General features: G+C 64.6%; 19 protein-coding genes. 11 read left to right on the plus strand and 8 right to left on the minus strand.

The window, feature by feature from the left end; genetic code table 11:
* Together ACTJK4_RS07110 and ACTJK4_RS07115 are read right to left on the minus strand one after the other, a co-directional pair.
* Positions 1–930 (minus strand): DUF2167 domain-containing protein, encoded by a 930-nt coding sequence (locus ACTJK4_RS07110; protein ID WP_440817106.1) that lies wholly within the window; start codon positions 928–930, stop codon positions 1–3.
* 145 nt (positions 931–1,075) lie between these two features.
* On the minus strand, positions 1,076–1,618 hold the full coding sequence (locus ACTJK4_RS07115; RefSeq protein WP_260802067.1) for an ester cyclase: 543 nt from the start codon (positions 1,616–1,618) through the stop codon (positions 1,076–1,078).
* 94 nt (positions 1,619–1,712) lie between these two features.
* Here ACTJK4_RS07115 and ACTJK4_RS07120 point away from each other — a divergent pair, with 94 nt between their 5' ends.
* The 8 genes from ACTJK4_RS07120 (at position 1,713) to ACTJK4_RS07155 (ending at position 7,124) form a co-directional block, all read left to right on the plus strand.
* A complete protein-coding gene (locus tag ACTJK4_RS07120; protein WP_232040856.1) occupies positions 1,713–1,880 on the plus strand; it encodes a hypothetical protein in 168 nt (55 codons plus the stop codon).
* The gene (locus ACTJK4_RS07125; RefSeq protein WP_440817108.1) at positions 1,871–2,401 is read left to right on the plus strand and encodes a hypothetical protein; all 531 of its coding nucleotides are present in this window, start codon (positions 1,871–1,873) and stop codon (positions 2,399–2,401) included. The genes ACTJK4_RS07120 and ACTJK4_RS07125 overlap by 10 nt, the downstream gene beginning before the upstream one ends.
* A gap of 109 nt (positions 2,402–2,510) precedes the next feature.
* Positions 2,511–3,281, plus strand: a complete 771-nt coding sequence (locus tag ACTJK4_RS07130) for an IclR family transcriptional regulator (RefSeq protein ID WP_440817110.1) — start codon at positions 2,511–2,513, stop codon at positions 3,279–3,281.
* A 60-nt stretch (positions 3,282–3,341) separates the two neighbouring features.
* Positions 3,342–4,106 (plus strand): glutamine ABC transporter substrate-binding protein, encoded by a 765-nt coding sequence (locus ACTJK4_RS07135; protein WP_260802064.1) that lies wholly within the window; start codon positions 3,342–3,344, stop codon positions 4,104–4,106.
* Between the two features lie 18 nt (positions 4,107–4,124).
* The gene (locus tag ACTJK4_RS07140) at positions 4,125–4,793 is read left to right on the plus strand and encodes an amino acid ABC transporter permease (protein ID WP_012762742.1); all 669 of its coding nucleotides are present in this window, start codon (positions 4,125–4,127) and stop codon (positions 4,791–4,793) included.
* Positions 4,790–5,593 (plus strand): amino acid ABC transporter ATP-binding protein, encoded by an 804-nt coding sequence (locus ACTJK4_RS07145; RefSeq protein WP_440817112.1) that lies wholly within the window; start codon positions 4,790–4,792, stop codon positions 5,591–5,593. Before ACTJK4_RS07140 ends, ACTJK4_RS07145 begins: the two co-directional genes overlap by 4 nt.
* On the plus strand, positions 5,590–6,549 hold the full coding sequence (gene hutG / locus ACTJK4_RS07150) for a formimidoylglutamase (RefSeq protein ID WP_414560997.1): 960 nt from the start codon (positions 5,590–5,592) through the stop codon (positions 6,547–6,549). The genes ACTJK4_RS07145 and hutG overlap by 4 nt, the downstream gene beginning before the upstream one ends.
* Positions 6,546–7,124 (plus strand): HutD/Ves family protein, encoded by a 579-nt coding sequence (locus ACTJK4_RS07155; RefSeq protein WP_440817116.1) that lies wholly within the window; start codon positions 6,546–6,548, stop codon positions 7,122–7,124. Before hutG ends, ACTJK4_RS07155 begins: the two co-directional genes overlap by 4 nt.
* Before the next feature lie 98 nt (positions 7,125–7,222).
* On the opposite strand, the gene ACTJK4_RS07160 is transcribed toward ACTJK4_RS07155, so the two are convergent.
* Positions 7,223–7,507 carry an HU family DNA-binding protein gene (locus tag ACTJK4_RS07160; protein WP_003272088.1) on the minus strand — a complete coding sequence of 95 codons (285 nt, stop codon included), beginning with the start codon at positions 7,505–7,507 and terminating at the stop codon, positions 7,223–7,225.
* 311 nt (positions 7,508–7,818) lie between these two features.
* Here ACTJK4_RS07160 and ACTJK4_RS07165 point away from each other — a divergent pair, with 311 nt between their 5' ends.
* On the plus strand, positions 7,819–8,571 hold the full coding sequence (locus ACTJK4_RS07165; protein ID WP_414560994.1) for an oxidoreductase: 753 nt from the start codon (positions 7,819–7,821) through the stop codon (positions 8,569–8,571).
* Between the two features lie 49 nt (positions 8,572–8,620).
* Here ACTJK4_RS07165 and ACTJK4_RS07170 read toward each other — a convergent pair whose 3' ends face one another.
* Positions 8,621–9,952 carry an MFS transporter gene (locus ACTJK4_RS07170; protein WP_440817122.1) on the minus strand — a complete coding sequence of 444 codons (1,332 nt, stop codon included), beginning with the start codon at positions 9,950–9,952 and terminating at the stop codon, positions 8,621–8,623.
* Positions 9,953–10,134: 182 nt separating this feature from the next.
* Here ACTJK4_RS07170 and ACTJK4_RS07175 point away from each other — a divergent pair, with 182 nt between their 5' ends.
* Entirely contained in the window at positions 10,135–10,485 is a 351-nt protein-coding gene (locus tag ACTJK4_RS07175) for a hypothetical protein (RefSeq protein ID WP_232040847.1), read from the plus strand.
* A 153-nt stretch (positions 10,486–10,638) separates the two neighbouring features.
* Entirely contained in the window at positions 10,639–12,039 is a 1,401-nt protein-coding gene (locus ACTJK4_RS07180) for a GntP family permease (RefSeq protein ID WP_322017496.1), read from the plus strand.
* Positions 12,040–12,107: 68 nt separating this feature from the next.
* On the opposite strand, the gene ACTJK4_RS07185 is transcribed toward ACTJK4_RS07180, so the two are convergent.
* The 4 genes from ACTJK4_RS07185 to ACTJK4_RS07200 form a co-directional block, all read right to left on the minus strand.
* The gene (locus tag ACTJK4_RS07185) at positions 12,108–12,548 is read right to left on the minus strand and encodes a hypothetical protein (protein ID WP_232040845.1); all 441 of its coding nucleotides are present in this window, start codon (positions 12,546–12,548) and stop codon (positions 12,108–12,110) included.
* 167 nt (positions 12,549–12,715) lie between these two features.
* Positions 12,716–13,483, minus strand: coding sequence for a sulfite exporter TauE/SafE family protein (locus tag ACTJK4_RS07190; RefSeq protein ID WP_322017495.1), 768 nt, complete (start codon positions 13,481–13,483; stop codon positions 12,716–12,718).
* A 64-nt stretch (positions 13,484–13,547) separates the two neighbouring features.
* Entirely contained in the window at positions 13,548–15,104 is a 1,557-nt protein-coding gene (locus ACTJK4_RS07195) for an ABC transporter permease/substrate-binding protein (protein ID WP_440817126.1), read from the minus strand.
* Positions 15,086–16,294 (minus strand): HD-GYP domain-containing protein, encoded by a 1,209-nt coding sequence (locus ACTJK4_RS07200; RefSeq protein WP_440817129.1) that lies wholly within the window; start codon positions 16,292–16,294, stop codon positions 15,086–15,088. Before ACTJK4_RS07200 ends, ACTJK4_RS07195 begins: the two co-directional genes overlap by 19 nt.
* Positions 16,295–16,391: the final 97 nt, after the last annotated feature.

The following is a 16,391-nucleotide window of genomic DNA, read 5'->3' on the forward strand; positions in this document are numbered from 1 at the left end:
TTATGCGCTCGGCTTGCGCTTGAAGAACTTCGCGATGGCCGCGCCAAAGCCTGCCACCGCCAGGATCGCCACCTTCGCAAACTTGGCCAGGAACGCAGCCATCACGGCAAACAGGCCCAGCTTCTTGGCGGCGATGCCACCCACCAGCGCTGCCAGCCCGTACTCGGCCACCTTGTCGGTCTTCGCGTTGAAGTCGGTGTACCGCTTGCCATCTTTGAAATCGAGATCGGCGAGCAGCTTCTGCACGGCGGGCTTGTCGGCGTCGACATGGTCGCGGCCGGTGATCAGGTTCAGGCTGATGTAGCCGTCGCGGCCCAGTGCGTAGGTGTTGTAGTTGACCGCGCCGGGGTCATCTGCCGGCTGGCCCTTGGAGCGTGCAGCCATCGACCAGATGAGGCGGTGCGTGGCGGCGTCATAGTGCGGACGCTCGACCCAGCCCTGGATTTCCAGTGCGGGGATGCCGCGCTTCTCGCGATCTTCGTTGGCGGCGGCGGTGCCTTCCTTGAGCGATTTGTACAGATCGTCGACGTTCCAGTCCCGGGCGTCATCGTCCTTGATGTAGCCCGAGGCCTCGTACTTGGCGACGACCATCCATTCGTCTTCGTCGCTGGTGGGCATGACGAGGCCCAGCATGTCGGGGTTGTTGCTGTTGCCCATGGCATGCATGAGCTGCCCGGCGGCCGGCTGCGGAATGAAGACCTCATCCTTGCCGATCTTGAGCGTGGCCTGGTCACGCAGTTCGATCGAGGTGGGGCCCACCTTCGCGGCAGCCTTGGCTGCAGCCCAGGCTTGCTTCATTTCCTGCTGCGGATCGCTGGCCGGTTGCGCGTGGGCTGACGTAGCGCCCATCGCGCCCATCGCACCTAGCACCGCCGTGCAGGCGAGTGCGCCCGCCCAGGTGCGCAACGCGCCCTGAAACCCCTTTCCCATGTGCTTCTCCCGAAGATGTTCTTGTGTGTTGATTGGCTCGATTCTTCTCATGCTTGCGCAGCCGCCGGGCGGTCTGCAAGCTGGGCCGAAGCATAGCGGGAGCGGCGAGCAGGGCTGTTAATGGGCGTTAATGAAGCCGTGAGGATTACGGTTGAAGGCCCATCTGCCGCAGCAGCGTCTGGTTGTCTTCCAGGTGCCAGTTTTCTGCGATCTTGCCGTCGGCAATGCGATACAGGTCGAAGGCCTGGAAGTCGATCGGCTGGTTCTGCCCGTGCGTGCGGCCGAACTCTCCGGTGAAGTGTCCGCGAAAGCGCAGGTGAACCGAAACGCGGTCGCCGGCAACGACCATGTCTTCGATTTCCACGCGCATGTCGGGCACGGCGGTGCGGAACGCCTTGGACGCATCGAGCGGGCCTTGCGTGCCCTGCACGCGCCCGGCGGGCAATGTGCGGTCGACAAATGCGGGCGACAGGGCCTGCGTGGCATAGCGAGCATCGCCGGTATGCCAGAAGGTGGCGTAGCGACGTGCGGCCAGCACGGCGGCTGCAGCCTGCGGCGTGTCAGGCGCAGCGACGTGGTTCGCGCGGATGAGATCAGCATCGGAGGTTGACGCAATGGCTGCGGGTGCCATTGCGAGGGCGGGCAGCGTCAGCACGGCGGCGGCGAGCAAGGCGGGGCGGATAAGCATGGTGGACTCCGTTGGTTGTGAAGCGCTGCACTGTAGATTTCCAATCGCAGACGATAAAGGCCCTGTGAGTCGATCTGGTTTCAATCCAGATTTGATGATCGATCGCCATGCCGGTCGCCTGCGCGAACGCAATGCCGCGCACGTGATAGTCGGTATCGCGCGCCATACGGCATTCAAATGGTCCGCGCCGCGCCGGGTTTTTCTAGACTGGCCCTTCATCGAACAGACGCATAAAAAACAAGGGAGGGGACGGTGGATCTGAGCCACATCCTGTCGCGCACGGAGCGCGGCACGCAGGAGCTGCAGGCGCGCAGTGGGCACCTAACGCATCGGCAGCGGGCGATCCTGCTGCTCGTCAATGGCGAACGCTGCGCGGCGGACATCCTGGCGCAGTTGAGCAGTGCCGGCCCCGACATTGACGATCGTGCCGAAGACCTCGCGCGCCTGATCGCCGAGGGTTATGTCGCAAGCCGCGCGCCAATCAAGACGGTGTCCATGCTCAAGCCGCCGCTCCAGCCTGCGCCTGCCAAGCCATTTGCACCGCGCCACGTGCGGCAGGCCTCGATTGCCGACTGGCGCCTGAGCCAGGCGGGGGCATTCTCGGCCTTGCAGCGCTATCTCGCCGAAGGTCCGGAAGCGCCGACCGACTTTCTCAACGGCCTGGCCGCACCGCTGTACGCCGCGCTCGCGACATGCCGCAGCGAGGCATCCGCCCACGCCGTTGTCGCGTTTCTGGAAGCGCGCCTGGACGAAGAAGTCTGGAATGTGACCGACGCGTCCTAGGTGTTAACACCGAATTCGTGATTCATTCCCGGTGGATGGGAATGTTGCGTTGATGTATTGAGAAAATCGTCGCATTCTCCGTCGCAACATCACTCGACGGAGTTTCGCGATGACCGAGCCGGGCTTGGCCCCTTCGCCAGCACAATCCGCTGCCGCCACGAGCGGTTCGGACCGCGTGCTGATGGTGCTCGCGACCATCGCGCGCCACGGCCGCCCGGTTGCAGCGCGCGAGCTGGTCGAACTGACCGGCCTGCCGCAGAGCACGCTGTACCGCCAGGTGGCGATGCTCAAGCGATGGGGCTTTGTCCTGGAATCGGCCGGCACCTATGCTCCGGGCCCGATCAGCCTGCAACTCGCACTCGGTTTCGACCACGCTTCGCATCTTGTGCAGGAAGCGCGCATCGGCATGGCCAAACTCGTGGCCGAGTCGGGCGAATCGGTGGGGCTGGTCGTGGCCGTGAAGGACCAGGCCGTCTGCCTGGAGATGGTCGAGAGCCAGCAATCGCTGCGCTGCTCATTCGAGAAGGGGCGCGGCGTGCCCCTCCTGGCCGGCGCCTCTGCCAAGTCATTGCTCGCGTTCATGCCACCTGCTGCCGCGCGCGCCATCCTCGCCGACTTACTGGCCGTCGATACCGACACCCAGGCGCAACTGCAAAGTGAACTCGCTGACATTCGCGCCGCGGGCTATGCGCTGTCCGAAGGCGAGGTCGATCCCGGCGTCTGGGGCGTGAGCGTGCCGGTGTTCCGGCTGCCCGGCCACGCACTCGGCTCCATCACGTTGATGGCGCCGGCAACGCGCGTGCGCGGCAAGGAGCAGCGCCTGATCGACATGACCGTTGCGGCGGCTGCGTCCATTTCTGCGCGGCTGCAGGACATTTGAATTTTTGATTTTTCCGATTCTTTTTTCTCACCCCACAAGCATCACACAAGGAGACCACTCATGGGGAATCGTCGTCACTTCATGCATTCGATGCTGGCTTGTGCCGTGGCGTTGTCCGCTGCGGCGTCTTTCGTAACTGCTGCGCACGCTGCTGGCGAGCCACTGCGCGTGGCCACCGACGCCACCTTCGCGCCGATGGAGTTTGTCGAAAACGGCAAGCGCACCGGCTTTGATGTAGACATGATCGAAGCGCTGGCCCGCACCATGGGCCGTCAGGTCGAGTGGACCGACATCGACTTCAAGGGCCTCGTCCCGGGCCTGATCTCGCGCCGCTTTGACGTGGCCATCTCCGGCATCTACATCACGGAAGAGCGCAAGAAGGTGGTCGACTTCACGGTGCCGTACTACCACGGCGGCCTGGTCGCGATGGTCAAGCAAGGCAACACGGCCATCAAGACGCCGGCGGATCTGAACGGCAAGAAGGTCAGCGTGCAGGTGGGCACCAAGTCGGTCAACTACCTGCGCGAGAACTACCCGAAGGTCGAACGCGTGGAAGTCGAGAAGAACGAGCAGATGTTCAACCTCGTCGAGATCGGCCGTGCCGATGCTGCTGTCACGGGCCGCCCCGCAGCCGCGTACTACGTGAAGGCGCGTCCGGGTCTGCGCCTGGTTGAGCCCGCGCTGACCACGGAGGAATACGGCATCGCCGTGCGCCGCGATCAACCGGAATTGACCAAGGCGTTGAACGCCGCGCTGGAGAAGATCAAGGCCGACGGCACATATGACCAGATCGTCAAGAAGTGGTTTGGCGCCGCCGCCAAGTAACGACCGACGGACACACTGATGGAACTGGATTTTTCTCCTGTCTGGGCCGGCTGGCACGACATTCTGCGCGGTGCGCTCGTGACCGTTGAGGTGACGGCCGCCGCGCTGGTGCTCGGCTGCGTGCTTGGCTTGCTGATCGGCATCGGGCGGCTGAACCCGCGCCGCCGATTCATCTACGGCATCTGCACGGTGTACGTGACGTTCATCCGTGGCACGCCGCTGCTGGTGCAGCTCTTCCTGCTGTTTTTCGGGCTGCCGCAGTTCGACATCCTGCTGCCGGCGTTCGTGTGCGGCGTGCTGGGGCTGGGCGTGTATTCGGGCGCCTATGTGTCCGAAATCGTGCGCGGTGCGATCCAGTCGGTGGATCGTGGGCAGATGGAGGCGGCACGCTCGATCGGCATGTCGTCGGCGCAGTCGATGCGCGCGATCATCCTGCCGCAGGCCGTGGTGCGGATGATCCCGCCGCTGGGCAACGAGTTCATCGCGCTGATCAAGAACTCGGCGCTGGTGTCGCTGCTCACGATCCACGACCTGATGCACGAAGGGCAGAAGATCATCAGCGTGTCGTATCGCTCGCTGGAGGTGTATCTGGCGATTGCGCTGGTGTACCTAGTGCTGACCAGTGCCGCCAGCTATCTTCTGCACCGGCTTGAGCGCAACATCCGTGCGGGAGGCATGGTGCAATGAGCATGACAAATGCGGCTCACCCGCAAACTCTCAAATCCGCGCTGGATGTGCCCATGATCCAGATCCGCGGGCTCACCAAATCGTATGGCGATCACACCGTGCTCAAGGGCATCGACTTTGACGTCGACGCCTCGCAGGTGGTGGTCGTCATCGGCCCTAGCGGCTCGGGCAAGAGCACGTTCCTGCGTTGCTGTAACGGGCTGGAAACCGCAGAAGGCGGCACCATCGACATCTGCGGCAAGCGCCTGATCGACAACGGCAAGTTGCTGCCCGATGGCGAGTTGAACCAGCTGCGGCAGCAGGTCGGCATGGTGTTCCAGTCGTTCAACCTGTTTCCGCATCTTTCGGTACTGCACAACGTCACCGTTGGTCCGCGCATGCTGAGTGGCAAGTCCAAGCACGAAGCTGAGACCGAAGCGCGCGAGCTGCTGCAGAAAGTGGGCCTGGCGCACAAGGCCGACGCGATGCCTGCCAGCCTCTCAGGCGGACAGAAGCAGCGCGTGGCCATTGCCCGTGCGCTGGCGATGCGGCCCAAGGTGATGCTGTTCGACGAGCCGACATCTGCGCTCGACCCGGAACTCGTTGGCGAAGTGCTGCAGGTGATGAAGGTGCTGGCCAAGGAAGGCATGACGATGCTCGTGGTCACGCACGAGATGGGCTTCGCACGCGAAGTGGCCGACGTGGTGGTGGTGATGGACGGCGGCGGCATCGTCGAAGCTGGGCCGCCGTCGGTCATCTTTGGCGAGCCCAAGGAAGCGCGCACGCGTTCGTTCCTGCAAGCGGTGCTGACACGCGCATGACGATGACCGAAGCTGCTACGTTCGATGCTTCCATCTGGCAGGGGCGTGACGACACCGGCGAACGCGGTGACGTCACGCGCCTGTTCCAGATCGTGCAAGCGGCTGATGCGACAACGTCGTGCGGCGTGCCCGCGCTGGTCGGGTTTGCGTGCGACGCGGGCGTGGTGCGCAACCACGGCCGCGCCGGTGCTGCGCAGGGCCCGCGCGAAATCCGCCGTGCATTGGCCAATGTTCCCGCGCATGGGCTGTCGGTGCTCGCCGACGCGGGAGATGTCACGTGTGAAGACGGCGATCTGGAACGCGCGCAAGCCGCGCTTGGCGGCACCGTGTGCAAGCTGCTCGATGCCGGTGCGCGGCCGGTCGTGCTCGGTGGGGGACACGAGGTGGCGTTCGGCACCTACCAGGGCCTGCGTCAGCATTGGCAGAAACAAGGCTGGAGGGGGCGTCTCGCGGTCGTCAATTTCGATGCGCATTTCGACCTGCGCACAAGCCGCCCGGGCAACTCCGGCACGCCGTTCGACCAGATCGCAGAAGACTGCGCCGCACACAGCGTCGACCTCACGTATTGCTGCCTCGGTGTGAGCCGCTTGTCGAACACGCCCGCGCTGTTCGAGCGCGCCGATGCACTGCACGCGCACTACGTAGAAGACACCGACGTGCAGGAGCGGCACCTCGATGCCCGCATGGCCGACCTCGATGCATGGCTGGCCGATGCCGATCACGTCTACCTGACCATCGACATGGATGTGCTGGCGGCCGCCGTTGCGCCGGGCGTGTCCGCACCTGCGGCCTACGGAATCACGCTGCCGGTGCTCGAAGCCCTCGTGCAGCATGTCTGCGCCACCGGCAAGGTGCGCGTGGCGGACATCGCCGAGACCAATCCCGAATACGACCAGGACCGTCGCACCGTGCGCGTGGCGGCGCGTCTGGCCTATCACCTGTTGCGTCGCTCATGAAGCTGATTCCTGCAGATGCAATGCGCCGCATGCCGTGGAAGAACGGCGGCGGCGTCACGACTGAAATCGCCATCGCGCCGGCTGGAGCGACGCTCGACAATTTCGACTGGCGCGTGAGCACCGCGCAGGTGGACGCGGCCGGGCCGTTCTCGCGCTTTGCCGGTATTGACCGATCGCTTGCGGTGATTGCGGGCGGCCGTCTGACGATGCATCGTGCCGACTTCGAAGCCGTGATGCTGGCCCCTGGTGAAGCGCCGGTGCGCTTTCCCGGGGAAGCGGACGTGCATGCCACGCTCGATGCGCCGCTGTCGGATTTCAACGTGATGACGCGGCGCGACGCCTGGGCGCATCACGCCGAGGCGATTACCCTGGCAGCCGGCGAGCGCCGTTCGCTGCCGCGATTGCATCCGGGCATGCAATGGCTGGTGTATTGCGTGCACGGCGTGCTGTCGATCGGCGCGGGCGATGTACCACAGGGCGCGGCTGCATGGCTCGATGCCGAGGGCGATCCGTGCACGGTTGTCGCGCGTGTCGGTTCGGTCGGTTATCTGGTGGGTGTGTGGCCGGTCGCATGACGTTGCGCCAGATCAAACGCACCAAAAGAAAAGGGACCCCGTAGGGTCCCTTGCAAGTCTCCCGGCCCGGCACGCATGCCGGGCTCGGCAGAAGACTCTTACTTCTTCTTGTTCACGGCGTCCTTGAAGCCCTTGCCAGCCGTGAACTTCACGGTCTTGGTTGCCGGGATCTTGATGGCTTCGCCGGTGCGCGGGTTGCGGCCCGTGCGTGCTGCACGCTTGCCCGACGAGAACGAACCGAAGCCAACCAGCGTGATGGTGCCGCCCTTGGCGACGGTCTTCTTGATGTTTTCCAGCGCGGAGTTCAGCGCGCGCTCGGCGGCGGCGTTGCTCAGTTCAGCGTCTTTCGCAATGGCGGCTACGAGTTCGGATTTGGTCGTCATGTCAGTTCCCCACTTCAGGTTTGTTGGACAGCGTTGTACTGCGACCCGTTTTATATCACCGTTGCGAAGGGTTGCACATCCCCTAACTGCAAGGGTTTGCGGGCCGTTGCTTGCAGCCGACACTTGTCCCGCCTGGGTTTGCGGGCGGGTATCCGGGAAACACCTGATATCGACGGGGTTTGTTTGCATTTCCGCAAGCGTCCTTCTTGCCGAAAACGCACCGAAAGCGCGCAGGCGGCGCTGCCGAAAACCGGTTCGGCAGACGCCGTACACTGTGTTTCTGGGCCCGTGCAAACTTCATGGAGAACATCATGTCGAGTTCGCAAATGCCTGTCGGACAAGGCTTCGCGGCCGGCGGCGAATCGCCGGAGCAACCCAGCGGACCGGCCGTTCTGGTGGCCGGCGCCAACGGGCTGGTGGGCCGCGCGGTGGTGCGTCGTCTGGTTGCGCAGCCCTGGGCGGGCAGCGTCACGGCGTTTGTACGGCGGCGCGCGGCCTTGACAGCGGGGCAGGCAGCACCCGGTCGATTGCGCGAATGCGTGGTCGATTTTGAACGCCTGAATGCGCCCGAAACGCAGTCTGCGTTTGCCGCCGATATCGTGATCTGCGCGCTTGGCACGACGATCCGGAAGGCTGGCTCGCAGGCTGCATTCCGGCGCGTTGATGTCGAGTATCCGGTCGAATTGGCGCGGCGCGCGTTTGCTGCGGGTGCGCATCATTTTTTGCTGGTGAGCGCGTTGGGCGCAGATGCGCACTCCCGTGTTTTCTACAACCGCTGCAAAGGCGAGGTGGAGGCCGAAATCCTGTCGATCGGCTTTCCGTCCGTGACGGTGGTTCGGCCGTCATTGCTGCTCGGCGCGCGCGCAGAATTTCGGCTCGGTGAACGCGTTGCGCAAGGCGTGTCGCATGCAATCGGATGGATGATTCCGAAGACATGGCGACCGGTGTCGGCGGAATCGGTGGCGGCAGCGCTCGTCATGGCGGCGCGTGTGGATGCGCCGGGCGTGCGTGTGCTGGAAAACGCAGCGTTGCTGGGCGCAAAAGACGAACGGCCGGTGGGGTGATCCACCGGCCGTTTTCGCTCGTGTTTCGCGCGGGGTCTACTTCAAGCGATTACTTTTCGATCGCCTTGCCCGTGCGGTCGTGCATCAGCGACAGCGCAAGCACGCTGATGATCGCCGCGGCCATCACGTAGTACGACGGTGCCAGCTTGCTGCCGGTGGTTTCGATCAACTTCGTGACGATCAGCGGAGCAAAACCACCGAAGATCGTGACCGCCAGGTTGTACGAAATCGACAGGCCGGTAGACCGCACCGCCGTCGGGAATTGCTCGGCCAGCACGGCCGGAGCCGGGCCCGTGAATGCCGCCAGCAACACACCCAGGATCACCTGCACCTGCAGCAGGGTCTGCACCGTCGGGTTGACGTTGAGCCAGTGGAAGAGCGGATACGCCGCAGCTGCAATGACGAGCGCCACCGTGCCCAGCATGCGCTTGCGCCCGATGCGGTCGGACAGGGTACCCATGATGGGACACAGCACAAAGATGATCACGCCGCAAAGTGCAGTCGACTGGAACGTCGCACCGAGCGGTAGCCCAAGTTGTTGCTTGGCATACGTCGGCATGTAGAACACCAGCGTATAGGTGCAGACCGTCCAGAGAATCGTCACGCCCAGGCCGCCCAGCACTTCGCGCGGATGGTCGCGGAAAACTTGCGACAGCGGCGCCAGGCGCGATTCCTTGGCGGCCTTAGCCTTCTGCTCTTTAAACGCCGGCGGCTCGTGCAGGTGCGAGCGGATGTACATACCGACCGGCCCGATCAGCAGCCCGAACAGGAATGGAATGCGCCAGCCCCAGGCGTCGACCTGTTCCGGCGAAAGCCCGTTGATGACGAGCGCGCCCATTGCCGCGCCGAGGATGAACGAGATGCCCTGGCTCGCCTGCTGCCAGCTTGCGAAGTAGCCGCGCCTTTCGTCGGGGGAGTATTCGATCAGGAACGCCGTGGCGCCGCCAACTTCACCACCGGCGGAGAACCCCTGGATGAGACGCGCTATGACGATCAGGATCGGCGCGCCCACGCCGATCTGAGAGTAAGTGGGGGCCAACCCGATGATGGCCGTGCCCAGCGCCATCATCATGATGGTCAGCGTAAGCGCTGCCTTGCGTCCTACGCGGTCGGCGTAAATGCCAAGGACGACGGCGCCGACCGGCCGCATGAAGAACCCCACGCCGAACGTGGCGGCGGTCAGCAGGTACGAAGTGAGTTCATTGCCGGTGGGAAAGAACAGCTTGGCGATGATGAGCGCAAAGAAACCGTAGACGGTAAAGTCGAACCATTCGAGGCCGTTGCCGATCGTGGCGGCGATGATGGCCTTGCGTCGGGTGGCCGCAGAGATGGCCGGTGCCGCTGCCCGATCGCCGTGGGTGGGCGCTGCCGTGGCTTGCATGGATGTGTCCTCCAGTGTTTTATGGGCATCGCCTGCCTCGATCTCTCCCCAGCGCGGGCGGCGAAGCGGTCATGGTAAGTGATCCGGCAAGGATTCGCTGCGGCGCGGTATACGAAGACCTTGGAATTGAGTCAGCCAAACACTGTCGAACGCATATGCACATGCATCCAACGGAGCACATCATGGACCGCGCATCGCAACCTGGCCGCCGTGCCGCCATCCTGCCGGGCGCGCTGGCCGCGTGCGCGGTCGTCTTGCTGGGCGGCTGCGTGGTCGCACCGTATTACGATGCCTACGGCAACCCGATCGCCCCGATGGCCGTGGCGCCTGCGCCAGCGGCTGCGTATCCGTACGATCCTTACTACTACTATGGGCCGGCGTATTACCCAGCGCCGGTTTACGCGGCGCCGGTGTTCGGCAGCGTGTGGATTGGCGGGGGCGGCTGCTGGGGGTGCCATCGCGGTTGGGGTGGCCGCGGGTGGGGCGGTCGCGGCGGCTGGGGTCACGGAGGAGGGTGGGGGCACCGTCATTGAATCGTCATCGTCAACGTGACGAAGAGGCCCATCCGGCGCGCGCGAACGCCAGTTCCGCCGTCAGTTCAATACGCGTGATTGCGTAACGGAATCTGTTGCATCGCGACATACAATCCTTCGCTCTTAAAAGAAAAGCATGCGAGGAGATTGTCGATGTCCGTCATCATCGTGCTGGCTGCGCTGGCATTTCTGATGTTCGCCGCATATCGCGGCTACAGCGTCATCCTGTTTGCACCGCTCGCTGCCCTCGGCGCGGTGCTGCTGACCGATCCATCGGCTGTGGCGCCGGTGTTCTCCGGCATCTTCATGGAGAAGATGGTCGGCTTCGTCAAACTGTATTTCCCGGTATTCCTGCTCGGTGCCGTGTTCGGCAAGGTAATTGAGCTGTCGGGCTTTTCGCGCTCGATTGTCGCGTCGGTCATCCGTGTAGTGGGCGCCAAGCGGGCGATGCTTTCCATCGTTCTGGTGTGCGCGCTGCTGACCTACGGCGGCGTGTCGCTCTTCGTGGTGGTGTTTGCGGTGTACCCGTTTGCAGCCGAGATGTTCCGCCAGGGCAACATCCCCAAGCGCCTGATTCCAGGCACGATCGCACTGGGCGCGTTCTCGTTCACGATGGATTCGCTGCCGGGCACGCCGCAGATCCAGAACATCATTCCGACCACGTTCTTCCACACCACGTCGTGGGCGGCACCGTGGCTCGGCACCATCGGCGCGCTGTTCATCATCGTGGTCGGCATGTCGTATCTGGAATGGCGCCGCCGCGCAGCGCTGCGCAATGGCCACGGCTATGACCACGGCCTCACCAAGCTGGTGAACGAGCCCGAGACCGCCGAAACGGGCACGCTCGCGCATCCGCTCGTCGCGCTGTCGCCGCTGGTGCTGGTGGGCGTGATGAACCTGTTGTTCACGCGCTGGATTCCGACGTGGTACGGCAAGGTCGTCACCGTTGCGTTGCCGGGCTTGCCCAAGCCGCTGACGGTTGAAGCCGACAAGCTGACCGCGATCTGGGCCGTGGAAGCGGCGCTGTTGATCGGCATCATCGTGGTGCTGGTGTTCGGCTTCCGCGCTGTGAAGGGCCGCTTTGCCGAAGGCAGCAAGGCGGCCGTGTCAGGCGCGCTGCTGGCCGCGATGAACACCGCTTCGGAATACGGTTTCGGTGGCGTGATTGCCGCGCTGCCGGGTTTCCTGGTGCTCGCCGATGGCCTGCGTGCGATTCCAAATCCGCTCGTCAATGAAGCGGTGACGGTGAGCACGCTTGCAGGCATCACCGGTTCTGCATCGGGCGGTATGAGCATCGCGCTGGCGGCGATGGCCGATCAGTTCGTGCAGGCCGCGCAGGCAACAGGCATTCCGATGGAGGTGCTGCACCGTGTGGCGGCGATGGCCTCGGGTGGTATGGATACCCTGCCGCACAACGGCGCCGTGATCACGCTGCTGGCCGTGACGGGCCTCACGCACCGCGAGGCGTATCGCGACGTGTTCTGCGTGACGATCATCAAGACGCTGGCCGTGTTCTTCGTGATTGCCGTGTTCTACGCCACCGGTATCGTCTGACGCTCTGTCTGTCGCAACAAAAAAAGCCACCGGATATCGGTGGCTTTTTCTATGGGCCGTGTGCAGCGTTATTGGCCGTTCACCGCTTCGGAGCGACGTTCGCGGCAGACGCGCTGGGCTTCACCCACCAGCGAATCGCACTGGTTGGCACGGTGCGACCAGAACGCGCGGTCCGACGACGATTCGGCCATCGCCTTGCCCTTGCCATGGCGGTGCGTGACGTGCTTGTCGACCCACTTGTCGGTCTTCACATGCGCGCGGTGGACTTTCTGCTTGAGCGTGCCGGGCGTGGCTTCGGGTTGCGCACCGGTGGCGTTGTTGTGATAGCCGGGGTTGGCAGCGGCATCGGCGTTGCGCTGAACCTGGGTGCGCGGGCCCTCCATCGGGCTGTCGACGCCCGTCACTGCACTGTGATCCTTCTGCTGGGCTTGCGCGGGCGCCGCGACGATCCACGCGCAGGCGGCCATTGCAATTGCTGCGGCCAGACTCGACATCTTGCGTGCTTGCATGCTCGTTCTCCTTGTTGTGACACGGGGTCGACTTCACGGCACGCATGCCGCGTGCCACGACGTGCATCCCGAACGTCACAATAGGAAAGCGGCCCCCCGGCAGACAGTAGGCGTTGACTGAACCGTCTGTCGGACAAACGCTGTCAAGTCAACGTCAGGTGTGGCGCTCAGGCGCGCATGAACAGCCAGACCGTCAGGACGATCCCGACGATCACGACGAAGCCGCGCAGCACTTTTTCCGGCAGCCGGTGCAGCAGCCACGCGCCGGCAAATCCGCCCGCGATGCCGCCAATGCCCAACGCCACCACGGCCGCCCAGTTCACCTGCGGAGAGAACGCAAACACCGCCACGGCGGATGCATTCATCGTCATGGCGAGCACGTTCTTGGTCGCACCCGCCATGCGCACCTGCTGGCCGGCCACAGTCAGCGCCGCGAGCATCAGGAAGCCGATGCCGCCACCGAAGTAGCCGCCGTAAATGGCAATTGCAAACTGGGCGGTCGCCAGCGCGGTGGTCGACATGCCCGATGCCGCATGCAGCGGTTTGCGGCGGAAGCTGCCCCACGCAAACACGCTCGTCGCAAACAGCACGAGATACGGCACCAGCTTGGCGAAGAACGACGGCGGCGTCGCCAGCAACAACAGTGCGCCCAGCACACCGCCCACCAGGCTGATGACAATGAGCTGCTTGAGCGAGAGGTGATGTTCGCCGGCATCGACGCCGCCGGCCAGTTTGCGCCCGGCAATCGACGAGGTGATCTGGCTGGGGAACAGCGCGATTGTCGACGTCATGTTGGCACCCAGCGGGTTGAGACCCGCCAGCAGCAAGGCCGGAAACGTGATGAACGATCCGCCGCCCGCAAGGGCATTCTGGGCGCCGGCATAAACGCCGGCCGCCGCGACGAGCAGGGCGGTAGAAAACGGGAGCGTGGTCATAAGCGGGGCGTGCAAGGCGGCTGGAATGACCGCGATGGTAATGGAACGTCCGCGCGCGTGCTCGTCAGCGGAGCGGGGTGTCACTGCCGTGTCGGCGCAGCCACCATTCGACCACCTCGAACGCGCCCTGCACGAGCAGCGCCAGTACCGCGGCGGGGATGGCACCCGCGAGCAGCGTTGCGCTGTCGTTGAGCGCGAGCCCCGTGGCGATGCGCTCGCCATAGCCGCCGGCGCCGATGAACGCGGCAATGGTCGCCGTACCCACGCTGATGACCGCGGCGGTTTTGACGCCAGCCAGAATGACCGGCAGCGCCAGCGGCAGATCCACTACGCGCGTGCGTTGTGACGGCGTGAAGCCTAGCGCCAATGCCGCATCGCGCAGGCCATCGGGCACCTGCTCCAATCCGACGATCGTGTTGCGCACGATGGGCAACAGCGCATAGACCGCCAGCGCAATCAGCGCAGGCACGACGCCAATCGACCCGACGATGGGGATGAGCATCGCCAGCAACGCCAGCGACGGAATCGTCTGCAGCACACCTACGACGGCAAGGATCGGCTGCTTGATCCGGCGACGCGCCGCCATGAGACCCAGCGGCACGCCGAGCAGCACGGCAACGCCAGTCGAAATACCCACCAGCATCAGATGTCGTTGCGTGAGCCGCCCCAGGCCGTCCATCAGCCGGGTGAAGAATGCATGAGCCGGCGTCGCTGCTGGCGTGCTGCCACGCCCAGCGAGAAACTGGCGCGCGGCTTGCGAGAACGACTGGCCTTCGAGTTCGACCGCGGCGTTCATCGCCACCATGTCGTCGCGCTGGATGCGCCCGGCGAGGGCGCTGATCGCCTGCCATTGCGCCGGATGCCGTTGCGCAACGTCAGCGCGGTACAGCAGCACGGCGTCGTAGCGCGGGAAGACGTGCGCAGGGTCGTCGAGCACACGCAGATGTTCGCGGCGGATCTTGGCATCGGTGGAGTAGATGTCGATCGCGTCGACCTGGCTGGCGCGCAGCGCGTCGTAGGCCACGCCGTGGTCGAGGCCCGTCGGTCTTTGGGGCAGCTTGTAGTGCTGCGCAATGGCCGGCCAGCCATCGGCGCGGCCGAGAAATTCGTGCGACAGGCCAAGCCGTAGCGCCGGGTGCGTGGCCAGATCGGCGAGCGTGCGGATGTGTTCCCGTTCGGCATCGGCATCGCGCATGGCAAGCGCGTAGGTGTCTTCAAAGCCGAGGGGCACGCCGGCCGCCAGGCCCATCGGCGCCAGGCCACGGTTCACGTCGGCCAGCAGCGCTGCCTGATCGGGGTTGGCAGCCTGCTCCGCAGGCAAGTGCAGGATTTCTGCGGCGATGGTGCCGAGGTAGTCCGGGTAGACGTCGATGCTGCCGTTCCTGAGCGCGGCGAAGACGATGGCGGTGTTGCCCAGGCCCGGCACATGCTCGGCAGGGCCACGCGGGTTAGCGGTCTGCGTGAGGATTTCGCCCAGCACGTACGACTCGGTAAAGCGCTTGGAGCCGATCCGCAGTGGTGGTTCCGCCAAGGCCGATGCGCTGCACGCCAGCCAGCCCAGCGCGAGCCATGCCAGCCAGCGCCACACAAAGGGGCTACGGATCAGTCGCCGTGTATCCAAAGTTCGTTGAGGTCGGTCAGGCCCCAGTCGCGGGGTTCTTCTCGCGAGACGATCTGGTCGCCGGTCTGCGCCAGATCGATGAGTTCGGGCGCAATCCGCGTGCCCGATGATATCGAGAAGAATACCTTGACCGTGGGCGTGAGCAAGGCGCCCGGCGCATGCTGCATGACCACCGCCAGCCGGCCTGAACGCAGGCGGACCAGCGATCCCACCGGATAGATGCCCACGCTTTTGACAAAGGCATTGAACACCATCGGGTCGAAATGGTTGCCGCGCCATTCGACCATGCGCTGCACCGCGTAGGCAGCTTCCCACGCCTTTTTGTATGGGCGGTCGGACGTGACGGCGTCGTACACGTCGCAGATGGCGCCCATGCGCGCAAACAGCGAGATGCCTTCGCCCGCGAGCTTATGCGGATAGCCGGTACCATCTATGCGTTCGTGGTGGTGCAGGCAGACGTCGAGCGCGATGTCGCGCATGCTGCTGTCGCCCGCGAGGATGTCGTGCCCTGCCTGCGGGTGGACGATCACGTGGCGGAATTCAGCATCGGTCAGGGCGCCGGGCTTGTTCAACACCTCAGGCGGGATCGCGATCTTGCCGATGTCATGCAGCAGCCCGGCAAGGCCGGCGTCGCGCACTTCGTCATCGGAGAGCCCCAACTGGCGGCCCAGCGACACCATCAGCGCGCATACCGCCACGGAATGCAGGAACGTGTAGCGGTCTTTTGCTTTCAGGCGCACGAGGCTTGTCAGTGCGCTCGGGTGGCGGTCTACGGAGCCTGAAATGGCTTCCACCAAGGGCAATGCGTCGCGCGCTTCGATCGTGCGGCCCATGCGCGCATCGGCAAACATGGCCTGCACGGCCACCTCTGCCTTGCTGATGAGACGGGCGGCGCGGCGCATTTCTTCCGCATACGTGATGGGGCGCGGCGCGATGTTGGCGGCGGTGGCGCAGGCGGGCGGCGCCGGGGCGTCAGGGGCCGGAGGTGCCGCATTGGCGGCGGCCACGTCGGTGCCGCGTGTGGTGTCGATCCACACCTCACGCACGCCGCTGGCACGCAGGCGCTGCAATTGGGCGGCGTCTTCCACGCGAAAACGTGCCCGCCAGAACGGGTGGTCGAGCCACGAGCCGACAAATTCGTCGAGGTACATGCCCACCCGCAGGTGTTCGATGGCGATGCGCTTGCGCATGTTGATGTTCAGGGATCAGTCCGTGGCGAGGCACGTTTGCGCAACGGGTTCAAGGGAAGGCGCCCCGCCAATGAATGCATTCTCTTCTATCGGACGC

Origin of the sequence: Ralstonia sp. 22111, from assembly GCF_052045895.1 — a bacterium.
In the GTDB taxonomy this organism is placed as follows: Bacteria; Pseudomonadota; Gammaproteobacteria; order Burkholderiales; family Burkholderiaceae; genus Ralstonia; species Ralstonia wenshanensis.